The following is a 19233-nucleotide window of genomic DNA, read 5'->3' as shown; positions in this document are numbered from 1 at the left end:
GTGTGCGCCTAGACCCCGATCGCTGTTGGGAGTTTTAGCCCAGGGCACGCCGCTGGGGCTGACGGTGTAATATGCGGTTAAACTTTGCCCGTGGCCAAGTAGCCGACTACAGGTACCCTAGATGCTTAAGTAGCCCCAGATACCGTCCATTCGAGTTGATTCATCGTTAATGCTCTGTTAAAGCTTACAGAATCAAAGTCAACCAGTATGGTTGAAAGCCAAAGCAACGTGAGGAGAGCGCTCAATGCCGTCGATTAAATCTGCGTTGGACTTGCTAAAAGAGACCAGCCGAACATTTTTCATCCCGATCAGCTTACTCCCTCCTGGGCTTCAGGAAGCGGTGGCATCTGCGTACCTGTGCATGCGGGCGATCGACCAGATTGAAGACCATCCGACCCTAGACGGCGGCATTAAGACCAGCCTGCTGCGCCAAATTAGCCTCAATCTACAGGCGGGCACAGAATCCTCAGCGGTAGCTGACTTTGCGGCGGGGCTAGAGGACTACAGCGAACAGCTCGAAGAGGTGACCCTACGCATTGGCGAATGGGCCTTGCTGGCCCCCGACACCATCGCCCCTCGGATCTGGGATGCCACTGCCGCCATGGCCGATCGCATGGCCTACTGGGCCGAGCAAAACTGGCAGATCAAAACCGAAGCCGATCTCGATCGCTACACCTTTAGCGTGGCCGGGGCCGTCGGGCTGATGCTGTCTGACCTCTGGGCCTGGTATGACGGCACCGAAACCAGCCGGATGGAGGCGATCGGCTTTGGGCGCGGCCTGCAATCGGTCAACATTTTGCGCAATCATCTAGAAGATAAAGATCGCGGCGTCGACTTTTTCCCGGAGGGCTGGACGGCGGATGACATGCAGCGCTACGCTCGCCGCAACCTCAGAATGGCCGACGCCTATACCCAAGCTCTGCCCAAGGGACCAGCTCTGCTGTTTTGCCGCATTCCCCTTGCCCTGGCCACCGCCACCATTGATGCCCTGGCCCAGGGACGAGAAAAGCTCACCCGAGCCGATGTGATGGCGATCGTGACGCCGCTGCTCGGCGTTGGCAAATCGATCGAACTTATGACTAAAGTCTAGTTAGATCGCCTACTGCCCCTCTCTACCCCCCTAGTGCATGAACATTCTCGATCGCATCGCCGAGCGGCAGCGAGACAATTTCTCGCTGCACTCCCAGTACCTCAACCCGCAGATGGTCAACGTACTCAAAACGATCGGGTTCGATCGCCACTACGTGCGCGCGGAGGGGCCCTATCTATTTGACGACCAGGGCGATCGCTACCTCGACCTGCTCAGCGGCTTTGGCGTCTTTGCCCTAGGGCGCAACCATCCCAAAGTCGTGCAGGCCCTACAGGATGTGCTAACGGCAGAACTGCCCAACCTGGTGCAGATGGATGTCTCGATTTTGTCGGGGCTTTTAGCGGAAAAGCTCCAGCAGATCACGCCGCCGGGGTTAGACCGCATCTTTTTTGCCAACTCCGGCACCGAAAGCGTCGAGGCGGCGATCAAGTTCAGCCGCCACGCCACCGGGCGCAGCAAGATTGTCTATTGCTCTGGCGGCTACCACGGTCTGACCATGGGCTCTCTGTCGGCCACGGGCGATCCCCACTTCAGGGCAGGCTTTGGCCCCTTTTTGCCCGACTTCATCGAAATTCCCTTCGGCGACCTAGCTGCCCTAGACCAAGCGCTTTCCCGCAAAGACGTGGCCGCCTTTATCACCGAGCCTATCCAAGGCCATGGGGTATGGATTCCAGAGGCCAGCTACCTACCAGGGGCGGCGGCGCTCTGCCGCAAATACGGCAGCCTGTTCATCGCCGATGAGGTGCAGACCGGGCTAGGTCGTACGGGCAAGTGGTGGGCGGTCGAGCACTTTGGTGTCGAGCCCGATTTGCTCTGTATGGCCAAGGCCCTGTCGGGTGGGTTCGTGCCGGTAGGGGCCGTGGCCTGTCGGTCGTGGATCTTCGACAAAGTGTTTAACCGCATGGATCGCGCCGTGGTTCACGGCAGCACCTTTGGCAAAAACAATTTGGCTATGGCGGCAGGGCTGGCCACCCTCGACGTACTCGAAACCGACGGCTGGATTGACCATGCCGCCCAGATGGGCCGGCAGATTGTGGCCGATTTGCAGCCTTTGGTGGGCCAGTACGAGTGCCTGAAAGCCGTGCGGGGCCTGGGTATGATGATGGCGCTAGAGTTTGGCGAGCCCAAGAGCTTGACCCTAAAAATGTCGTGGAAGATGCTCGAAACCGCCAACCGGGGCCTGTTTTCTCAGATCATCACGGTGCCGCTGTTTACCCGCCACCGAATTCTGTCTCAGGTGGCAGGCTACGGCATGAATGTGGTCAAGTTTATTCCCCCCCTGACCCTGCAGGAGAGCGATCGCCGCTGGATTGTCGAGGCTGTTACCGACGTGGTGGCCGATGCCCACCGGGTGCCGGGAGCCGCCTGGGAGTTTGGCAAAACCCTGGCCACTCAGGCAATGAAAACCAAAGCCGGAGCCCGGTAGCCCCAACCATGGCCAGCCTGTTTCATCCGCTGTGCGGCAGCAACCCACCCACCCTGCTCAAGCTGCTGCTCAAAAATGGATTCCCCGCAGCTAACCGTTGCCCCCAGGTGGCTCTGGCCCTGGCGGTGTCTCTGGCCCGCTGGCCCTTTTCGACCGCAGAACAGGTGGCGTTTGCCCTGTCCCCCCAGCAGCCGATGCCCGACCCCGTCTTTATTGTCGGCTACTGGCGATCGGGCACCACCCACCTGCACAACGTCATGGCTCAGTGCCCAGCGTTTGGCTACATTACCCCGCTGGCAACGGGAATGCCGTGGGATGTTTTGGGCATTGTGCGATCGCTAGAGCCGCTGCTAGAGCAGGCTCTGCCCCAAGATCGCTACGTCGACAATGTAGCGGTCACGCCTACCTCGCCCCAGGAAGATTCCATTCCCCTGGCGACGATGGGGGCAGCTTCGTACTACCACGGTATGTACTTTCCTCAGCACTTTGAAACTCACTTTCGGCGAGATGTGTTTGGCGGTGCGATCGCCGATGTGGAGCGGTGGAAACGCCTGCATCGCCATCTGCTGCGGAAGGTTTCGGTGCACCAGGGGCACCGCCCGCTGCTGATTAAAAACCCAATCTATACCGGCTACATTCGCCATCTGCGGGAGCTGTGGCCGGGGGCCAAGTTCATTCACATCTACCGCAACCCCTACCGGGTGTTTCCCTCGGCGCGACACTACTTTACGCGGCTGCTGCCCGAATTGGCCCTGCAAGACTACGGCGATTTACCGATTGAATCGCTGGTTTTGGAGAGCTACCCGTTTCTGTTAGAGGCTCTCAAAACCGATACGGCCGATCTGCCCCCCGAACAGTTTGCAGAGGTGCGTTTTGAGGATTTGCAGACCGAGCCACTGCTGGTGCTAAAAAAGCTATTTGAGCAGCTAGAACTGCCCAGTTTTGAGGCAGCGCGCCCCTGTTTTGAAACCTATCTAGCGAGTCTAGGAGACTACCAGCAAAACCAGTATTCTCTAGAGCCCGAAACGATTACTAAGGTTGAACACCACTGGCAAACTTACCTTCAGCGTTGGGGCTATGACTTAAAGGATGCAGGGCTCTGCTCAAACTCGATCTGACCATAGTCGAGCTTGAGGATGCGATCGCCCACATAGAAATAATGGTCGTCATGGCTGATCACGAAGACCGTCTTTCCCTGGGCCTTGAGGTCAGGCAAAAACTGGGTGTAAAACACCTGCTTAAAGGCCGGATCCTGATCGGCAGCCCATTCGTCAAATAAATATATAGGTCGATTTTCCATGTAGGCGCTGAGCAGAGCCAGGCGTTTGCGCTGCCCCTGAGATAGATTCACCGTCGAAAATCGGCCCTGGTCAATGCGCACCTTGTGGCTGAGCTGTAGCTTTTTTAGATAGTCTTGGGCTTTGCTGTCGTCGGCCTCGCTACTCAATCCCAACAGCCGCTCAAACAGGTAGAAATCGGCAAACACCACCGAAAAATGCTGCCGATACCACTCCTGATTTTGCTCATCAATGGGCTGCTGATCGAGCCAAATTGTCCCTGTTTGGGGGCGATAGAGCCCCGTGAGCACCTTCGCCAAGGTCGATTTGCCGCTGCCGTTGCCGCCAATAATAAAAATCAGCTCGCCGGGGTGCACAGTTAGATTCACCGGCCCTAGGGTGAATTCGGTGCCCTCTTGGTCGGTGCGGTAGCTGTGGGTGACCCCTTTTAGCTCTAGCCGCTGCCAGCTTGGGTCGATGGGCGGCACGGCGGCAGAGGCGATCGGGGCATTGATGCTCAGACCCAGGGCTTTGAGCTTGTCGAGGGCCACGCTGGCCTGACCCAGCAGGGGTAGCTTGTTCACCAGGTTCTCCATCGGCCCCAGCAGGTAGGTAAAGGTCAGCACGTAGGCTACCCGGGTGTTGGGGCTAATGCCGACCCAATTGGGCAGGGCAAACAGCACCAGCCCGACCGCAAAAAAGTAGATAAACTTGCCCCAGCTGTCGAGCACGGCAAACAGGCTCAACCCCTGCTGGTTGTAGTGCTTAACCTGAAGCGCGGTGGGCTGAAGGTCGAGCGCGAAGAAGTCTTGGCGGCCCAGACGGTGCAGTTTTAGCTCCTTGATGCCGTCGATCAGGCTACGGAAATGCTGAAACAGCCGCTCTTGGTGGTCGCGGGCGGCAGCTAGACCGCGCCGGCCCGCGACCAGAAACCAGCGGCAGCTAAACGAAGCTACCAGGGTAATCAGCAGCACCAGGGCCAGCACCTGCCACGACAGCCACGACACATAGACCATGCAGCCGACGGTGCCCGCAATATTGATCATCAAAACGGGCAAGACCCCAGCAGCGGCGGCGATCGCCTGAATATCCTCAGTTAGTAGCACCAGCAGGCTGGGCAAACCGAGGCTTTCTAAGGACTTCAGCTCAGCCGCTAAAATTTGGCGACAGAGCTGAAGCTGAAGCTCCACCACCGCCGCCTGAGAAAACCGCACCAGCAAAATGCGCGACACCATCGCCGTGGTCAGGGCGATCGCCCCCAACCCCACAAACGCTGCCGCCACTACCCCCCCAGTCACCCCCTGGGCAATGGTGTAGCTAATCAGCGCAATCAGAGCGGCACTACAGCCGCCGCTCACTAGGCCGGTGACCAAGGCAATCCCCAGGGCTGGCCCAGAGGTCTGCAAGAGAAATAAAACTAAGCTCATGGCAGTCTCGCAAATGGTGGTGCACCCAAAGTTTGGGAGCCTGGATGGCGATCGGCGCTGGCGGTGACAGGCCCAAGCCCAGTCTGATCAACCGGTTGAACAAGCTATGATATCTGCGTTTCTCTCCTACTAAAGCGATGCCCCGCCTTAACCTCAACCAGCTGCGAGAACGATTAAATCTCTCTCGATTTGCCCTGCGCAACCGTGGGTTGGCGATCTTCTGCTGGATTGTGATTGGGGTGGCTGGGCTGCTAGCGTTTAGCTCTTTGAAGTATGCCTTGTTTCCCGACATCACCTTTCCGGTGGTGCTCGTCAACGCCACCGCCCCCATTGAGACGGCAGCTGAAACAGAGGCCGAGCTTACCGTGCCATTGGAGGCCCAGCTGCAACCTCTGGCCGGGTTATCTCGCCTCGACTCAACCACCTCGCCGGGGCGGGCGATTCTGCGGCTAAATTTTGAGGTGAATGCCGCGCTAGAGGAAACCACGGCTGCAGTCGAGCAGGCTATTGACCAGACTGATCTGGCAGCCGGGTTTGACTATGAGATCATTCCGCTCAACTTGAACGAGGCGACAGCAATTAGCTATGCCCTAACCAGCGAGGAGCTGCCCCCGACTGAGCTGACGGCACTGGTTGAAGCTGAAATCTTGCCGACGCTGCGCGACATTCCTGGGGTGCTGCGGGTAGATCTGCGCGGCACTGGCAGCCGAGCCGCCGCCAGCGGTGAGGGCAGTTTCTTAGCGGAGCTACAAAACCCGCCGACGCTAATTCGGTTTAACGGGGAAGCGGCACTGGCGGTGCAGGTGGTGAAGCAGGGCGAGGCCAACACCCTGGAGGTGGTCGATCGCGTCGAGGCGGCGATCGCACAGATCCGCGAGGAGCAGCCCCAGGTCGAGATTGCCCTGGCCGCCACCCAGGCCGAGTTCATTCGCGCGTCAACCGAGGCCACCATCGATGCGCTGGTGGAGGCGATCGTGTTGGCGGTGCTGGTAATTTTGGCCTTTTTGCGCAGCTGGCGAGCCACGGTGATTACGGCGCTGTCGATTCCGCTGTCACTGCTGGGCACGGCGATCGTCATGGCCATCTATGGCTTTAACCTGGAGACCATTACGCTGCTGGCGCTGGCGATCGTGATTGGCATCATTGTCGACGATGCGATCGTTGAGGTTGAAAACATCATGCGCCATCTGGAAGCGGGGGCGACTCCGCAACAGGCGGTTCTGCGGGCAACGGACGAAATTGCCCTGACGGTGACAGTCTCGACGCTGACCATTGTGGCCGTATTTTTGCCCGTGGCGCTGATGGGCGGCACCGTAGGACAGTTTTTTAAGCCCTTTGGCCTGACGGTGTCGGCGGCAGTGCTGTTCTCGCTCCTAGTGGCCCGCACCCTAAACCCAGTGCTGGCGGTGTATTGGCTAAAGGCCTCTGGCTCGCCCCGGGCCGCTGCCCCAGTTAACTCTGACCCCGCTGCCCTCGAACCGCCCGACCCCGCGGCCACTGCGCTGCTGGCGGAGACGGTGGGGAGCACCTGGCTAGAGCGACAGTACAGCCACCTGCTTGCCTGGTCACTGCGCCATCCCTGGATGGTGGTGGGGCTGGCAATCGCCAGTCTGGTTGCGGGCATTGCCATCATTCCGCTGATTCCCCAGGGGTTTATTCCCCAGCTTGACCAGGGGCAGTTTTTGCTGAACTACCGGGTGCCCCTACCCCAGCGCCCCGGTGGAGCCCAGCTACCGCAGTCTGGACAGCTACCGACAGCCGGACAGCTACCGACGGGTCTAAGTGCACCACAGGCAGCGGCAGCAGCAGAGGCGGCAGCGGCAGCAGGGCGATCGCAGCTCTTGCAGCGGACTCTTCAGCAGGCCGGCGACCTGGAGGCGGCGGTGGCTCAGCTGCCCGAGGTCGAGTCGGTGTTGACCACCGTGGGCGGCCGGGGGCGACCCAATGAAGGCAGTCTATATATCCAGCTGCGGGAGGAGCGCGATCGCAACACCGCCGCCGTGCAGGCCCAGCTCCGCCAGGATTTGCCTACACGGGCGGGCTTAGAAACCAGCGTTGAGGACCTTCAGTTTGTCGATACCGGCGGCGAAAAACCCCTCCAGGTGGCCCTAGTAGGCGACGATCTGACAGCGCTGCAAGCCGCCGCTGCTGAGATTCAGACCCAAGTGAAAGCGCTGCCCGGTTTTGCCGATGTGCGTATTTCGGGAGCCGAGAACACCGCCGATGCGATCGTAGAGATCAGCCGCCAGAACGGTGAACGGGTCGCCATCGTCAGCGCCAACCTGAGTGACGGCAATGCCCTGGGCGACGCCACCGCTCAGGTGGTAGAAATTGCAGAATCGGTGGTCCCCCCCGGTGTCCGCATTGACCTGGCGGGCGACTCGGCTAGGGCCGGAGAGGTGCTGGGCAGTTTTGGTCGCATTCTAATTTTGGCCGTGATCTGCATGCTGCTGGTGCTGCTAGTACCCTTTGGGCGACTGCTAGAACCAGCGGTGGTGGGTCTATCGCTGCCGCTCTCGGTGGTTGGGGCGACGCTGGCCCTATGGATTACCCGCAGCGACTTTGGCATTGTCTCGCTGCTGGGCCTGCTGTTTCTGCTGGGATTGCTCAGCAAAAACGCGATTTTGCTACTGGATTACATCAACCAGCTGCGCCGGGCCGGGCTTGAGCGCACTGACGCCATCAAAAAAACGGGCTTGGTGCGGCTACGCCCCATTCTGATGACCACCGCTTCGTCAGTGCTGGGCATGGTGCCGATCGCCCTCGGTTTTGGGGCGGGGGCCGAGCTGCGACAGCCCATGGCCGTGGCTATTATTGGCGGACTGCTAACCTCAACCCTGCTGAGTCTGGTGGTGGTGCCGGTGCTCTACATCCTGCTCGAAGATGGCTGGCTCAAGCTCACCAAGCGGTCGGCCTAATGCCAATTCAAGTGATTCTCGTACCGGCAGGGGCCGAATATCAAGCGGTGGTTCGGGGCCTGAAGACGATTCCCCATGCGCCCCCGGTGGTTGCTGTTCCAGCGGGGCCAGCAGCGTTTCGAGCATTCTTAGAAACCTGGGAAGATCGATCGCGCTTTGAAGACCAGGGAATTCTGTTTATCGGCCTGAGTGGCAGTCTATCGCCCCAGCATTCGGTGGGAGACGCGCTACTGCTTGAGCAGGTTTGGGATGCTGCTGGGGGCGATAGTGCAAAAGGCTATCAGTGCGATCGCACCTTCACCGACGAGTTGGCCCAACGCCTCGGGGTTCCCGTGGAGACTGGGTTAACGTGCGATCGCGTCATCACGACGGTGACAGAAAAGCGGCAGATGGGCGATCGCTACCAAGCAGCTGTAGTCGATATGGAAAGTGCCGTACTGCTGGCGACCATGCCCCAGGCTAGAGTCGCTATTCTGCGGGTGATCAGTGACGACTGTGGCCACGACTTGCCGGATATTGCAGGGGCGATCGGCCCAGACGGTAGCCTCCGCGCCGATACTCTCGCTCGCAGCTTCTTGAAACGCCCGGTTGCAGCTCTAAAATTCATTAGCGGCTCACTCCAAGCACTCAAAACTCTGGAGCAGGTCACGTTTGCTCTTTTCAAATCAGATTAATAACATCCCTCTCAAACAATTGATCAAGTGTTTGTTTGGGCCAGGAGCTTTTTAACGGAGATGGCTACATTGTTAAAAGCCAGCGGCGTGATGTTGCCGTCTTGCACGGTTATTTGCTGTCTGTATTGTCCTGCCACTGGTTGCTGAAAGATTGTGATCTGTATCGTTACTAAATTCACAACCCAGTATTCTGGAATCCCAGCGGTGGCATAAACAGCCGCTTTTATGTCCAAATCTTGCTTGAGACTGGTATTGGCGACTTCGATCAGCCAAAAAATATCCTCAGGGTGGGGATGGCGATCGCGGTAGGTCGATTCAGGCAGGCGAACAATGGCAATATCGGGCTCTGGCTCAGAATCTCCTAAGGTAACAGGTCCGTTGAAGCGAACCTCGGCCTTTCCTGTCAGCAGCGTTTCTAGGTATTTGGCCCCCTGCTTTGCGGTTGTGTAGTGAATTGGGGTTTCTGGACTTGTCTCAACAATCTCTCCTTTCAGCAACTCGACGCGACGGGCCTGGAGAATGCCTGCCTGAATCATCTGGTGATAGTCGTCTACAGACCATTTAGCAAGGGTTTTCATGGAAAGCTCACCTTAGACCGCCCCATCGTTATGAGTATAAAGGTGCTGTCGGGCAGAACACCTACCCTAGATCGCTATAAACCCGTCCTTTCCAGGCACCGCCCTGCCCGGCCCAGTGCCGCCGCGCCGAATCTAAGGTCATCATCGTGTAGAGCAAGGCAATCAACGGCAGCGCCAGCGCCAGCGATCGCTGGCCGCCGTAGAGCTTCAGCGTTGGCCAGTAGGCTAGAGCCATCAGCAGCCAGCCCGCTAGCCCCATCAGCGCCAGGGCGGGGTCGCCCCAAATCAATCCCAAAACTACCCCTAGGGGAGCGACCAGATAGACCAGCAGCATGCCAAAGACCGTACCGATCAGCAACCACGGCGAGTAGTTGAGCTGGGTGTAAGCGCTACGGGTGATCATGGTCCAGATGCTATGCAGATTGGGGTAGGGGCGCAGGCTGTGGATAGTGGTGCTGAGGCCGAGCCAGATCGGGCCGTTGGCTTTGACCGCCGCCCCCAGAGCACAGTCGTCAATCAGCGCTTGGCGAATGGCCTGTAGCCCGTTGATGCGCTGAAGGGCGCTGAAGCGGATCAGGGCGCAACCTCCCGCTGCCGCGGCCGTCTGTTTTTTAGGATTATTCACCCAGGGGAAAGGGTAGAGCAGCTGAAAAAAGAAGATAAACGCCGGAATCAGCAGCCGTTCCCAAAAGCTCTCACAGCGGAGCTGCACCATCAGTGACACCAGGTCGAGCCGATCGCACTCGGCCTTTGTCACCAGCTGTTGCAAGCTGGAGGCATCATGCTCAATATCGGCATCGGTAAACAGCACGTAGTCGGGCGGGGTAGGCTGCGATGACAGGTAGCGAAAGCCTTGCTCCATCGCCCAGAGCTTGCCCGTCCAGCCAGCGGGGAGGGCTGCGCCTGAGAGCACTGTGAGGCGATCGCACTGGTTTACCGCAGTCGCACTTTCCCGCGCCACCGCCGCCGTGCCATCCGTGCTCTGGTCATCTACCAGCACGACTTGCAGGTTGCCGGGATAGGTTTGGCTGAGATGCGATCGCACTGCTACCCCGATCAGATCCGCCTCGTTGCGGGCTGGAATTACCACCGCGACCTGGGGCCAAGTCGCCAGTGGCGCTAGACTCTCGGCATCAAGCCGCTGGTCAGCCCGCCAAAACTGGCCCCAAAACAACAGCATCCCAATCCAGATTAGGAGCGCTAGACTTGTCAGGCTCAACGCTAAGATTGCCATCGGCTTTGTGTACACTGATTGGTCTTTCGCATCATAAATCAGTTGCTAAATGCGAACCCACTGCCGAATACGGTCAGAATCTATGCCGTCCACCTCAGCTATCTTTCCTTGATGGAAGCATTTGCATTATGCTGCCCCAGTGACCATAGCGTTTTGACCGTAAGGGGTGCCCATGCAGACGCAAGAACCGCAGCAGCTAACTGGGATTGATTCAGCGATTGCCGCTGCGCAAAATTACCTGCTAGCCCTACAGCATCCTGACGGCTATTGGTGGGCAGAGCTGGAGTCCAATGTCACCATCACCGCCGAAATCGTTCTGCTGCACAAGATTTGGGGCACCGATAGCGCTCGCCCCCTAGCTAAGGCAGAACACTATTTGCGATCGCACCAGCGCGACCACGGCGGGTGGGAACTGTTCTATGGCGACAGCGGCGACCTGAGCACCTCCGTCGAAGCCTACATGGCGCTACGGGTGCTGGGGGTGCCCGCCAGCGATCCGGCTCTGCTAAAGGCGAAAGACTTTATTCTCAAGCGCGGCGGCATCAGCAAAACCCGCATCTTCACCAAGCTGCACCTGGCCCTAATCGGCTGCTACGATTGGCGCGGCCTGCCCTCGCTACCCGCCTGGGTGATGCTGCTAGAGTCACCCTCGCCCTTCACCATCTACGAACTGTCGAGTTGGGCCAGGGGCAGCACAGTGCCGCTGCTAGTTGTCTTTGACCAAAAGCCGGTCTACAAAATTGAGCCCGCCATCAACTTAGATGAACTCTACGCCGAGGGCATCGCCAACGTGCGTTGGGAACTACCCAAGGCTGGGGACTGGAGCGACATTTTTATCTGGCTCGACGGCGCATTTAAGTTTGCCGAGTCGATTAATTTCACCCCGTTTCGCGACGAGGGCCTGCGCAAAGCCGAGCAGTGGATCTTGGAGCGACAGGAGGCAACCGGCGACTGGGGCGGCATTATCCCCGCCATGCTGAACTCGATGCTGGCCCTGCGCTGCTTGGGCTACGACGTGAACGATCCGGTGGTGCGACGCGGCCTGCGGGCGATCGACAACTTCGCCGTTGAGACCGACGACACCTACTGGGTGCAGGCCTGCGTCTCCCCGGTCTGGGACACGGCGCTGGGAATGCGATCGCTCACCGACTCGGGCCTGGCCCCCAACCATCCCAGCCTGGTGCGGGCAGGCGAATGGCTGCTGGAAAAGCAAATTCTCGACTACGGCGACTGGATCGTCAAAAATCCTCAGGGCAAACCGGGGGGCTGGGCCTTTGAGTTTGAGAACCGCTTTTACCCCGACGTTGACGACACGGCAGTGGTCGCAATGGCCCTACAAGATGTCACCCTGCCCGATGAGGCGCTGAAGCGCGAGGCGATCGCTCGGGCCGTGCGCTGGGTGGCCACCATGCAGTGCAAAACCGGGGGCTGGGCCGCCTTCGACATCAACAACGATCAGGATTGGATCAACGCCGTTCCCTACGGCGATCTCAAGGCCATGATCGATCCCAGCACCGCCGACATCACCGCCCGAGTGCTGGAGATGCACGGTCGCCTCTGCCGCGAACCCGGCCTCGCGGCCCGCTACGCCAGCGACCTCAGCGCCCAACGACTGGAACGGGGCCTCACCTTTCTGCTCAATGAACAGGAGGCCGACGGCAGCTGGTTTGGCCGCTGGGGCGTCAACTACCTCTACGGTACCAGCGGCGCGCTGTCGGCCCTGGCTTTGACCGCGCCAGAACGCTGTCAGGGGGCGATCGCCCGCGGAGCAAACTGGCTCATCAGCTGCCAAAACCCCGACGGTGGCTGGGGCGAAACCTGCCGCAGCTACGACGACCCCACCCTCAAAGGCCAGGGGCCGAGCACACCGTCTCAAACCGCCTGGGCGCTGCTGGGGCTGCTCGACGCCGGTAGTTCTAGTGCTGCTGCCGAGTCGGCGATCGAGAAAGGCATTCACTATCTGGTTGAGACTCAGACTCCTGAGGGTACGTGGGACGAGCAGGAGTTTACCGGCACCGGCTTCCCGCGCCACTTTTATATTCGCTATCACCTTTACCGCCACCATTTTCCGCTGATGGCGTTGGGTCGCTATCAGCTCAGCTATGTCCCTGGGGCTTAACTAAGCTGATTGTGATAGGCGCTAGCGGCCTAGGGTCTAGGGTTTAAGGTGTCGGGTTCAAGGCAGGTCATGAACTTGGATATCAATACCGCATCCTAATTTGGTTACAACCGCGTTGTAGGACCATTGCAGTGCAATGCCCCTACGAGAGCCCTGATTTGAACCGGGGTTTCTCAAGGCGGATTTCGTACAAATCCTTCTTGGCTACCTCGATTGAACAAGACAAATGCCATAAAGCCTCTGGCTCGGCTACGCCTGCACCCCTACCGGTTTAGCCTTCAGGGAATCGGGTTCTGTAATTCGGATTTGGTATGAGACCTAAACCTTGAACCACCAACCGTTCACCTTTGGCTTGGCAGATTACTCTCCCTTTACCGGGTGCAGCCACTGCGCAGCGGCCTCTATGACCAGGGGCGGGGCAAACCAATAGCCCTGGCCAGATTCACACCCCAGAGCTTTGAGAATGTCGAGTTCGGTGGCGGTTTCAATGCCTTCGGCAACCACGTCTATATTTAGGCTTTGGGCCAGGGTGAGAATCATCTGCACCGTCTCTAGGGAAGTTTGGGCGTCTGACCCGGTAGGGCTGAGGCGCTGCACAAAGGAGCGGTCAATTTTGAGGGTGTCGATGGGAAACTCGTGCAGGCGGCTGAGGGACGAATAGCCCGTGCCGAAGTCGTCGATGCAGAGCCGCACGCCCAGGGCCTTCAGCCGCTTGAGTGACTGAGCTTCGCAGGTGAAGGTGTCGAGGATGCAGCTTTCGGTAATCTCTAGTTTGAGACACTGCCGGGGAATTTGGGTGGTCTGGAGCACCACCTCTAGCCGCTCGATCAGTTCAGGCTGCTTTAGCTGCATGGCGGACAGGTTGACATTCATGGTCAGCAGCACCCCGGGGGAGGCCGCCTGCCAATGCATGAGCTGTTGACAGGCGGTTTCGAGCACCCACCAGCCGATCGGGCCAATCAGCCCAGTTTCTTCGGCCACCGGAATAAACTCTAGGGGAGAAATTAGCCCGCGAGTGGGGTGTTGCCAGCGCACTAGGGCTTCAAAGCCACGTACCTGGCCGGTAGCTAGAGAAACTATCGGCTGGTAGTAGAGACAAAATTCTTGGGCCTCAATGGCGCGCCGCAGGTCGCTCTCCAGCTGGAGCCGCTGGGTGATCTGGGTTTGCATGGCGGGGTCAAACACCACGTACTGATTTCTGCCCTTGGCTTTGGCCTGGTAGAGGGCAATGTCGGCATCGCGCAGCACGTGGGTGGCCACCCGATAGTTAAGGGTGCTGTAGGTAATGCCGGTGCTGGCGGTAGAAAAGACTTCGTAATCGCTCACCTGAAAGGCTAGCGAAAATTGGTCTTGAATGCGCTGGGCGATCGCCAGGGCATCGTCAGGGTGCACCAAGTTTTCGAGCAAGATGGCAAATTCGTCGCCGCCAAACCGCGCTACAACGGCGGCGGCACCGACGCAGTGTTGCAGCCGTTGGCTGGCCAACTTGAGAAACTCGTCGCCGACCAAATGGCCCAGACTGTCGTTGATGTTTTTGAACCGATCGAGATCCATAAACAGCACCGCGTAAAGGCGCTCAGGGTATTGGACGCTGATTTGAATGGCGTGCTTGAGCAGATTGAGGAAACAGGCGCGATTGGGCAGGTTGGTAAGGCCGTCGTAGAGGGCGTCGTGCTGGAGCTTATCGGTGGCTTGGATCAGCTGCGTTTGGGTTTTTTGCAGATTCTCTAGCGACTGCTGCAGCGTTCGGTTGCTCAGTTCCAGATTTTGGTAGAGATTGGCATTTTCAAAGGAAATAGCAGCCTGGGCGCAGAGAATGTCTAACACCTGGATGCGATCGCGGGTGAACGCTCCCGTGGTCAGAGTGTTCTCCAGGTAGAGCACACCCATCGCCTGGTTTTTTTGAATTAACGGCAGCCCCAGCACCGATTTGGGCGAGTGTTGCACCAGGTAAGGGTCAGCGGCAAAGCGCGGCTCGACGCGCATATCGTCAATCACTAGAGGGGCGGCAGTGCGATCGACAAAGTGAATCAGGCTCACCGGCAGGTGGCGGCTGATTTGCAGCGGCACCAGATCCACCCGGCAGGTTTCGCCGCTGAGGCAGTGGGCCACCACCACGAGTTGGTCGGCCTGGCGCAAAACTAAGGCCCCGCGTTCGGCCCCGGCATTTTCTAGCACCAGCTGCATCAGGGTGACGATCAGCTGATCGGGGCGCAGCTCTTGGGAAATGGCCAGGGACGCCTGGACGACAGCGGCCAAATCGAGGGCGGCGGTGTCGCTAGTGCAGCTGCTGATCTCATCGCTGGTGCTGAGCACCCCTGGCGCTGCTAGCGTCGACATGGCCAACACCTCGGGGTAGAGAGCTTCGAGCTGTCGGGTTTTGGCCTTTGCCCCCCAGTGAGCATAGGCGTGGTAGGCGGCATGGAGGTAGGGCTGGGCCAATTTGTCTCGCCCCCAGGCGAGATAGAACCGAGCCGCTAGTTCGTTCGCCAGCCCCTCATCTTGAATGAAGCCGTGGGTTTTGGCGGAGGCGATCGCCCCATCGTAAGCTTCCATCGCCTCTAGATATCGTCCTTCGACCCGGGCAATTTCGGCTTCAACCAGCTGCCAGCGGTGGCGGTGGTTGCTGGGCGCAGAGTCGGCCCACTGGGCCAGCTTTTCCTGCTGCTGCTGAATGCGCTGCCACCAGGCGGGCTGGTCAGCGGGCTGATCCCAGAGCGCCAGCTGAATCAGAGCATCGTAGAAGGCGTAGAGAGCAAAGGAAAACTGGGCTCGCCCCCCATCTAAATAGGTGGCCACCTGATCGGATTGCTGGGCCGCCTGCTCAATCTGCCCAAACAGGTAGTAGAGCACCGTCTGGTTGAAGTGGTAATGGAAAAGGGAGGTGCGATCGCTGTGCTCCAGGTGAAACCGCACCGACGTTTCCGCCTCATACACCGACCCGCTCAAGCACCAGGGACTTTCCCCTTCCCCCAGCAGGTTAAGCACCGTCTGCTGCACGATTTCTAAACACTTCAGCGACACCTGCTTGAGCTGACGCAGGGTCTGGCGGTAGGCAGCCATCTCCGCCGCCAAATCCTCCAGGGGCTGCCCGGCAAAATAGGCATAGTGGCCATAGGCCTGGGCGTTGAGCACCACACATTCCAAATCGCCCGTCGCTAGCCCGCTTTGGTAGGCCTGCACAAAGGCGGGCAGGCTCTGCCGCAGAGGGTCGCGCCAGTGGCAGATGAAGTTGTGTACCAGATACCCGGCCCGGCTCTCGCTGGTGGTGGCCCCCAGCTGCTCTAGCAGCCGCAGCGCCAGCTGGCCAAACCCATAGCCCAGATCGATTTCGCCCATGGTACACAGCGCCATGCCATAGCCCGCGTAGGCAAAAATTGAGATCGGGCTGTTGCCATAGCGGATGGAAAACTCGACCTGCTTGGCCATCAGCAGGGGCATCAGGGCCGGTAGCGCCCGATAGGTGGGAGCAGTGAGCTTGGTCATAATCTGCATGGCCGCCAGCCGCTGCCCTGCCGCCATCTTGGGCAGGGCCAGCAGGCTAAGGGGGTCTTGCCCAGCCCAGAGCTGGCGCGTATCGGCTAGGGCCTGCTGCACCTCAGCCGGAGTGGGCTGTTCTGCAAAGTCAACCCCCAAGATGCGCAGCACCTGCAGCCCGGTGCGCACCGCAGCCAGGTAATTACCCTGGGCGCGATCGGCCAGCAGCCGCATCTCATAAACGGGCAGCTGATCGAGCAGGTTATAGGCGTGGCGGACGGTGAGGCCAGCCCAATACTCCACCTGCTCAAAGTCGGTGCAGAGGTAGGCGACTTCGGTAATCTCTTGGTGCAGGGCCAGGGTCAAGTCATACTGCTGCCCCCAGGTGTTAGCCGGCAGTAGGGCGATGCCCTGACGCAGATAGTCCAGCGCTGCCGAGTAGGCTGTGGCCGTTTTAGCCCTGCGGCCCGCCTGCAAATTGAGCTGAGCTAGCTGTTCCCGTTCGGCGGCGGCGATCAGCAGCGCCTGCCCCTCGTTGAGGTGGTTGACGATGGTAAACAGCTGCTCCTCGCGCTGGGCCGGGGACGATTTGTGCCACAGCAGCTGGCCGATGGTGAGGTGGGTCTGGGAGCGCTGGTCGGTTGGAATCAGCGAATAGGCAGCCTGCTGAATGCGATCGTGCAGAAACCGGTAGCTTAGCTCTGGTCTGTCTAAGGGCAGCAGGGCCGGCTCTAGGCTACCTTCTGGCTCTAGCAGGGTGTAGATCTCGCTTTGGGGCAGCACTAGCCCCAGTTCTAAAGCGCTCCAGAGGGCGATCGCCACGTCGGTTTCGGGCAGCTCCGACACCAGCGCCAGCGTACCCAAATTAAACGGGTTGCCAATGCAGGCTGCCAGCTTCAGCATTTCCTGGGTAGAAGGCCCCAGCTTTTGCAGCTGCTGGGCCATAAACGCCACCACATCCTCGCTTATGGCCGCGCGGCGGGCCTGCCCCAGATCGCACTGCCAGGCCCCCTGCACCGGGTCAAAAACAATGGTGCCCTCCTGGTGCAGGACCTGCAAAAATTGGGTGGCAAAAAACGGGTTACCGCCGGTCTTTTGGTAGACCAAATCGGCCAGGGGCTGGGCCAAAAGCACTGGGCAGACCAGGGTGTCAGCCACCAGCTGATTGACGCTGGCGGCCGATAACGGCTCCAGGGTAATGGTATTGATGGTGGTCCCGCTCTGGCGCAGGGTGTCTAGGGTTAGCATCAGTGGGTGGGCCGGGCTCACCTCGTTGTCGCGGTAAGCCCCAATCAGCAGCAGGTGAGGGCACTGGAGGTCGCCGAGCAGCAGGTTCATCAGCTGGAGCGAGGCCAGATCGGCCCACTGCAAATCGTCTAAAAACATCACCAGGGGATGCTGGGGCGCGGCGAACACCTGAACAAAGTTTTGAAATAGCTGGTTAAAGCGATGCTGTGCCGACTGGCCGGAGAGCTCTACCACGGGCGGCTGGGGTCCGATGATTTGCTCTAGCCCAGGAATGACGTCAATCAGCAGCTGGCCGTTGGCACCTAGGGCGGCCAAAATGCCGGTGCGCCAAGCCTGAAGCTGGGCCTCAGGTTCGCTGAGCAACTGCTGCATCAGCCCTTGCAGGGCGGTCAAGAAGCCCGCAAAGGGGGTGTTGCGCTTAAACTGATCGAACTTGCCCTGAATGAAGTAGCCCTGCTGGCGGGCGATCGGCCGCTGCACTTCATTGACCACCGCCGTTTTGCCCACCCCCGAGTAGCCCGCGACCAGCACCAGCTCGCTGCCGGTCGCTTCAGCCGTACTGACACGCTCAAAGGTGGCCAGCACCGCCGCCACTGCTTCCTCCCGGCCGTAGAGCTTCTCAGAAATTAGAAAACGACGGCTGCGATCGCGCTGCCCGAGCACAAAAGCGACAATGTGCCCCGTCTGCTCTAGCTGGTGGCGGCACCGTGTGAGGTCGTGGTGTAGGCCCGCTGCACTCTGATAACGATCCTCCGGATTTTTTGCCATCAGCCGGCTAACTATGGCCGCCACCACCGCCGGTACGCTCGGGTTCACGCTAGCGATCGGCGGCGGTGCCTTAGCGATGTGGCAATACACCAGGCCTATCAGAGTATCGGCGGTAAAGGGCACGCGTCCGGTCAGCAGTTCGTAGAGGGTGATGCCGAGGGAGTAGTAGTCGGTGCGGTAGTCGACGCCGCGATTGATGCGCCCAGTCTGCTCAGGCGAAATGTAGGCCAGGGTGCCCTCTAACATGCTGTGGCGCTGCCCCAAAATCGCCTCGCGCGGCAGGCGCGAAGCGAGACTAAAGTCGGTCAGCTTCACCTGGCGGGTTTCGGGATGGATCAGCAGATTGCTGGGTTTGATGTCTTTGTGAATGATGCCCTGGTCGTTCAGATGCTTCAGGATATCGGTGAGCTGCTGGGCAATTTCGAGACACTCCAGCAGCTCCAGTTTGCCCTTGCCCTCGTCCCGGCGTTGCCCCATCCACTGCTTGAGGGAAATGCCGCCGAAATCTTCTAAAATCAGCGCGTAGCTCTGGCGGTAGGGCAGCAGCTCGTAGGGCCGCACAACGTTGGGTGTATGCAGGCTGCGGGCGATCGCAAACTGATGCCGAAACTGCATCAGCTCATCCGGCGTTGGCCGCTCGCTGCGCAAGACCTTGATCACTACCATTTGGCCATCGGCCAGACAGCGCCCACGGTAGACTAGACTCTTAACCCCGACGTATAGCTGATCTAAGAGTCGGTATCCAGGCAGCTCAATCATCGGATGAGTCAAATTGAATGCTCTTCCTAGTCTTCCCGGACTTATCTACCGTGAGGCGGTACCGGGCAGGGCGGAGCTTAACCCGCCTCCTGATCTAAGCTCACAACCAAGGCTATCGCTCTTGAGTCACACCAGCTAGATAAAACCTGTAATGTTGACTACTCGTTGGAAACTCTGCTCGTCATCAGGCCATCGACAACGAAAAATGGTCTTTTCAGATAACCTCCGGCGAAGGTCA

The 19233-nt window shown here is 59.2% G+C and carries 10 protein-coding genes; 6 read left to right on the top strand and 4 right to left on the bottom strand.

All coding sequences use genetic code 11. The annotated features are described in order from the left end of the window. The first annotated feature begins 244 nt into the window (after positions 1-244). From NC979_RS20480 to NC979_RS20470, 3 genes are read left to right on the top strand one after another with little or no spacing between them, the layout of a single operon-like run. Complete coding sequence (locus NC979_RS20480) at positions 245-1090, top strand: squalene/phytoene synthase family protein (RefSeq protein ID WP_190521166.1); 846 nt, start codon at positions 245-247, stop codon at positions 1088-1090. A 37-nt stretch (positions 1091-1127) separates the two neighbouring features. Beyond that, on the top strand, positions 1128-2516 hold the full coding sequence (locus NC979_RS20475; protein ID WP_190521164.1) for an aspartate aminotransferase family protein: 1389 nt from the start codon (positions 1128-1130) through the stop codon (positions 2514-2516). 8 nt (positions 2517-2524) lie between these two features. After that, positions 2525-3634 carry a sulfotransferase family protein gene (locus tag NC979_RS20470; protein ID WP_190521162.1) on the top strand — a complete coding sequence of 370 codons (1110 nt, stop codon included), beginning with the start codon at positions 2525-2527 and terminating at the stop codon, positions 3632-3634. On the opposite strand, the gene NC979_RS20465 is transcribed toward NC979_RS20470, so the two are convergent. Beyond that, positions 3592-5220 (bottom strand): cyclic peptide export ABC transporter, encoded by a 1629-nt coding sequence (locus tag NC979_RS20465; protein ID WP_190521160.1) that lies wholly within the window; start codon positions 5218-5220, stop codon positions 3592-3594. The two genes, NC979_RS20470 and NC979_RS20465, sit on opposite strands and share 43 nt — an antisense overlap. Positions 5221-5357: 137 nt before the next feature. Here NC979_RS20465 and NC979_RS20460 point away from each other — a divergent pair, with 137 nt between their 5' ends. Both NC979_RS20460 and NC979_RS20455 read left to right on the top strand, forming a co-directional pair. Then, the gene (locus tag NC979_RS20460; RefSeq protein WP_190521159.1) at positions 5358-8138 is read left to right on the top strand and encodes an efflux RND transporter permease subunit; all 2781 of its coding nucleotides are present in this window, start codon (positions 5358-5360) and stop codon (positions 8136-8138) included. Further along, positions 8138-8812: a phosphorylase family protein gene (locus tag NC979_RS20455; RefSeq protein ID WP_190521157.1), complete on the top strand. Its 675-nt coding sequence runs from the start codon at positions 8138-8140 to the stop codon at positions 8810-8812. The genes NC979_RS20460 and NC979_RS20455 overlap by 1 nt, the downstream gene beginning before the upstream one ends. 23 nt (positions 8813-8835) lie before the next feature. Here the strand turns inward: NC979_RS20455 and NC979_RS20450 are convergent, their stop codons facing one another. Both NC979_RS20450 and NC979_RS20445 read right to left on the bottom strand, forming a co-directional pair. Beyond that, on the bottom strand, positions 8836-9390 hold the full coding sequence (locus tag NC979_RS20450) for a Uma2 family endonuclease (RefSeq protein ID WP_190521155.1): 555 nt from the start codon (positions 9388-9390) through the stop codon (positions 8836-8838). 61 nt (positions 9391-9451) lie between these two features. Beyond that, positions 9452-10624: a glycosyltransferase gene (locus tag NC979_RS20445; protein WP_190521153.1), complete on the bottom strand. Its 1173-nt coding sequence runs from the start codon at positions 10622-10624 to the stop codon at positions 9452-9454. A 172-nt stretch (positions 10625-10796) separates the two neighbouring features. Between NC979_RS20445 and shc the strand changes: the two genes are divergently transcribed. After that, a complete protein-coding gene (gene shc, locus NC979_RS20440; RefSeq protein WP_190521151.1) occupies positions 10797-12743 on the top strand; it encodes a squalene--hopene cyclase in 1947 nt (648 codons plus the stop codon). 360 nt (positions 12744-13103) lie between these two features. On the opposite strand, the gene NC979_RS20435 is transcribed toward shc, so the two are convergent. Next, positions 13104-19007: an EAL domain-containing protein gene (locus tag NC979_RS20435; RefSeq protein ID WP_206755265.1), complete on the bottom strand. Its 5904-nt coding sequence runs from the start codon at positions 19005-19007 to the stop codon at positions 13104-13106. Positions 19008-19233: the final 226 nt, after the last annotated feature.

It is taken from the genome of Leptolyngbya subtilissima AS-A7, assembly GCF_039962255.1.
GTDB lineage: Bacteria > Cyanobacteriota > Cyanobacteriia > Phormidesmidales > Phormidesmidaceae > Nodosilinea.
This window is presented reverse-complemented; position numbering and strand designations above follow the sequence as displayed.

Bases quoted from the DNA above. Each gene is read 5' to 3' on its own strand.
- NC979_RS20480 (WP_190521166.1), top strand. From the start codon at position 245: ATGCCGTCGATTAAATCTGCGTTGGACTTGCTAAAAGAGACCAGCCGA.
- NC979_RS20475 (WP_190521164.1), top strand. From the start codon at position 1,128: ATGAACATTCTCGATCGCATCGCCGAGCGGCAGCGAGACAATTTCTCG.
- NC979_RS20470 (WP_190521162.1), top strand. From the start codon at position 2,525: ATGGCCAGCCTGTTTCATCCGCTGTGCGGCAGCAACCCACCCACCCTG.
- NC979_RS20465 (WP_190521160.1), bottom strand. From the start codon at position 5,220: ATGAGCTTAGTTTTATTTCTCTTGCAGACCTCTGGGCCAGCCCTGGGG.
- NC979_RS20460 (WP_190521159.1), top strand. From the start codon at position 5,358: ATGCCCCGCCTTAACCTCAACCAGCTGCGAGAACGATTAAATCTCTCT.
- NC979_RS20455 (WP_190521157.1), top strand. From the start codon at position 8,138: ATGCCAATTCAAGTGATTCTCGTACCGGCAGGGGCCGAATATCAAGCG.
- NC979_RS20450 (WP_190521155.1), bottom strand. From the start codon at position 9,390: ATGAAAACCCTTGCTAAATGGTCTGTAGACGACTATCACCAGATGATT.
- NC979_RS20445 (WP_190521153.1), bottom strand. From the start codon at position 10,624: ATGGCAATCTTAGCGTTGAGCCTGACAAGTCTAGCGCTCCTAATCTGG.
- shc (WP_190521151.1), top strand. From the start codon at position 10,797: ATGCAGACGCAAGAACCGCAGCAGCTAACTGGGATTGATTCAGCGATT.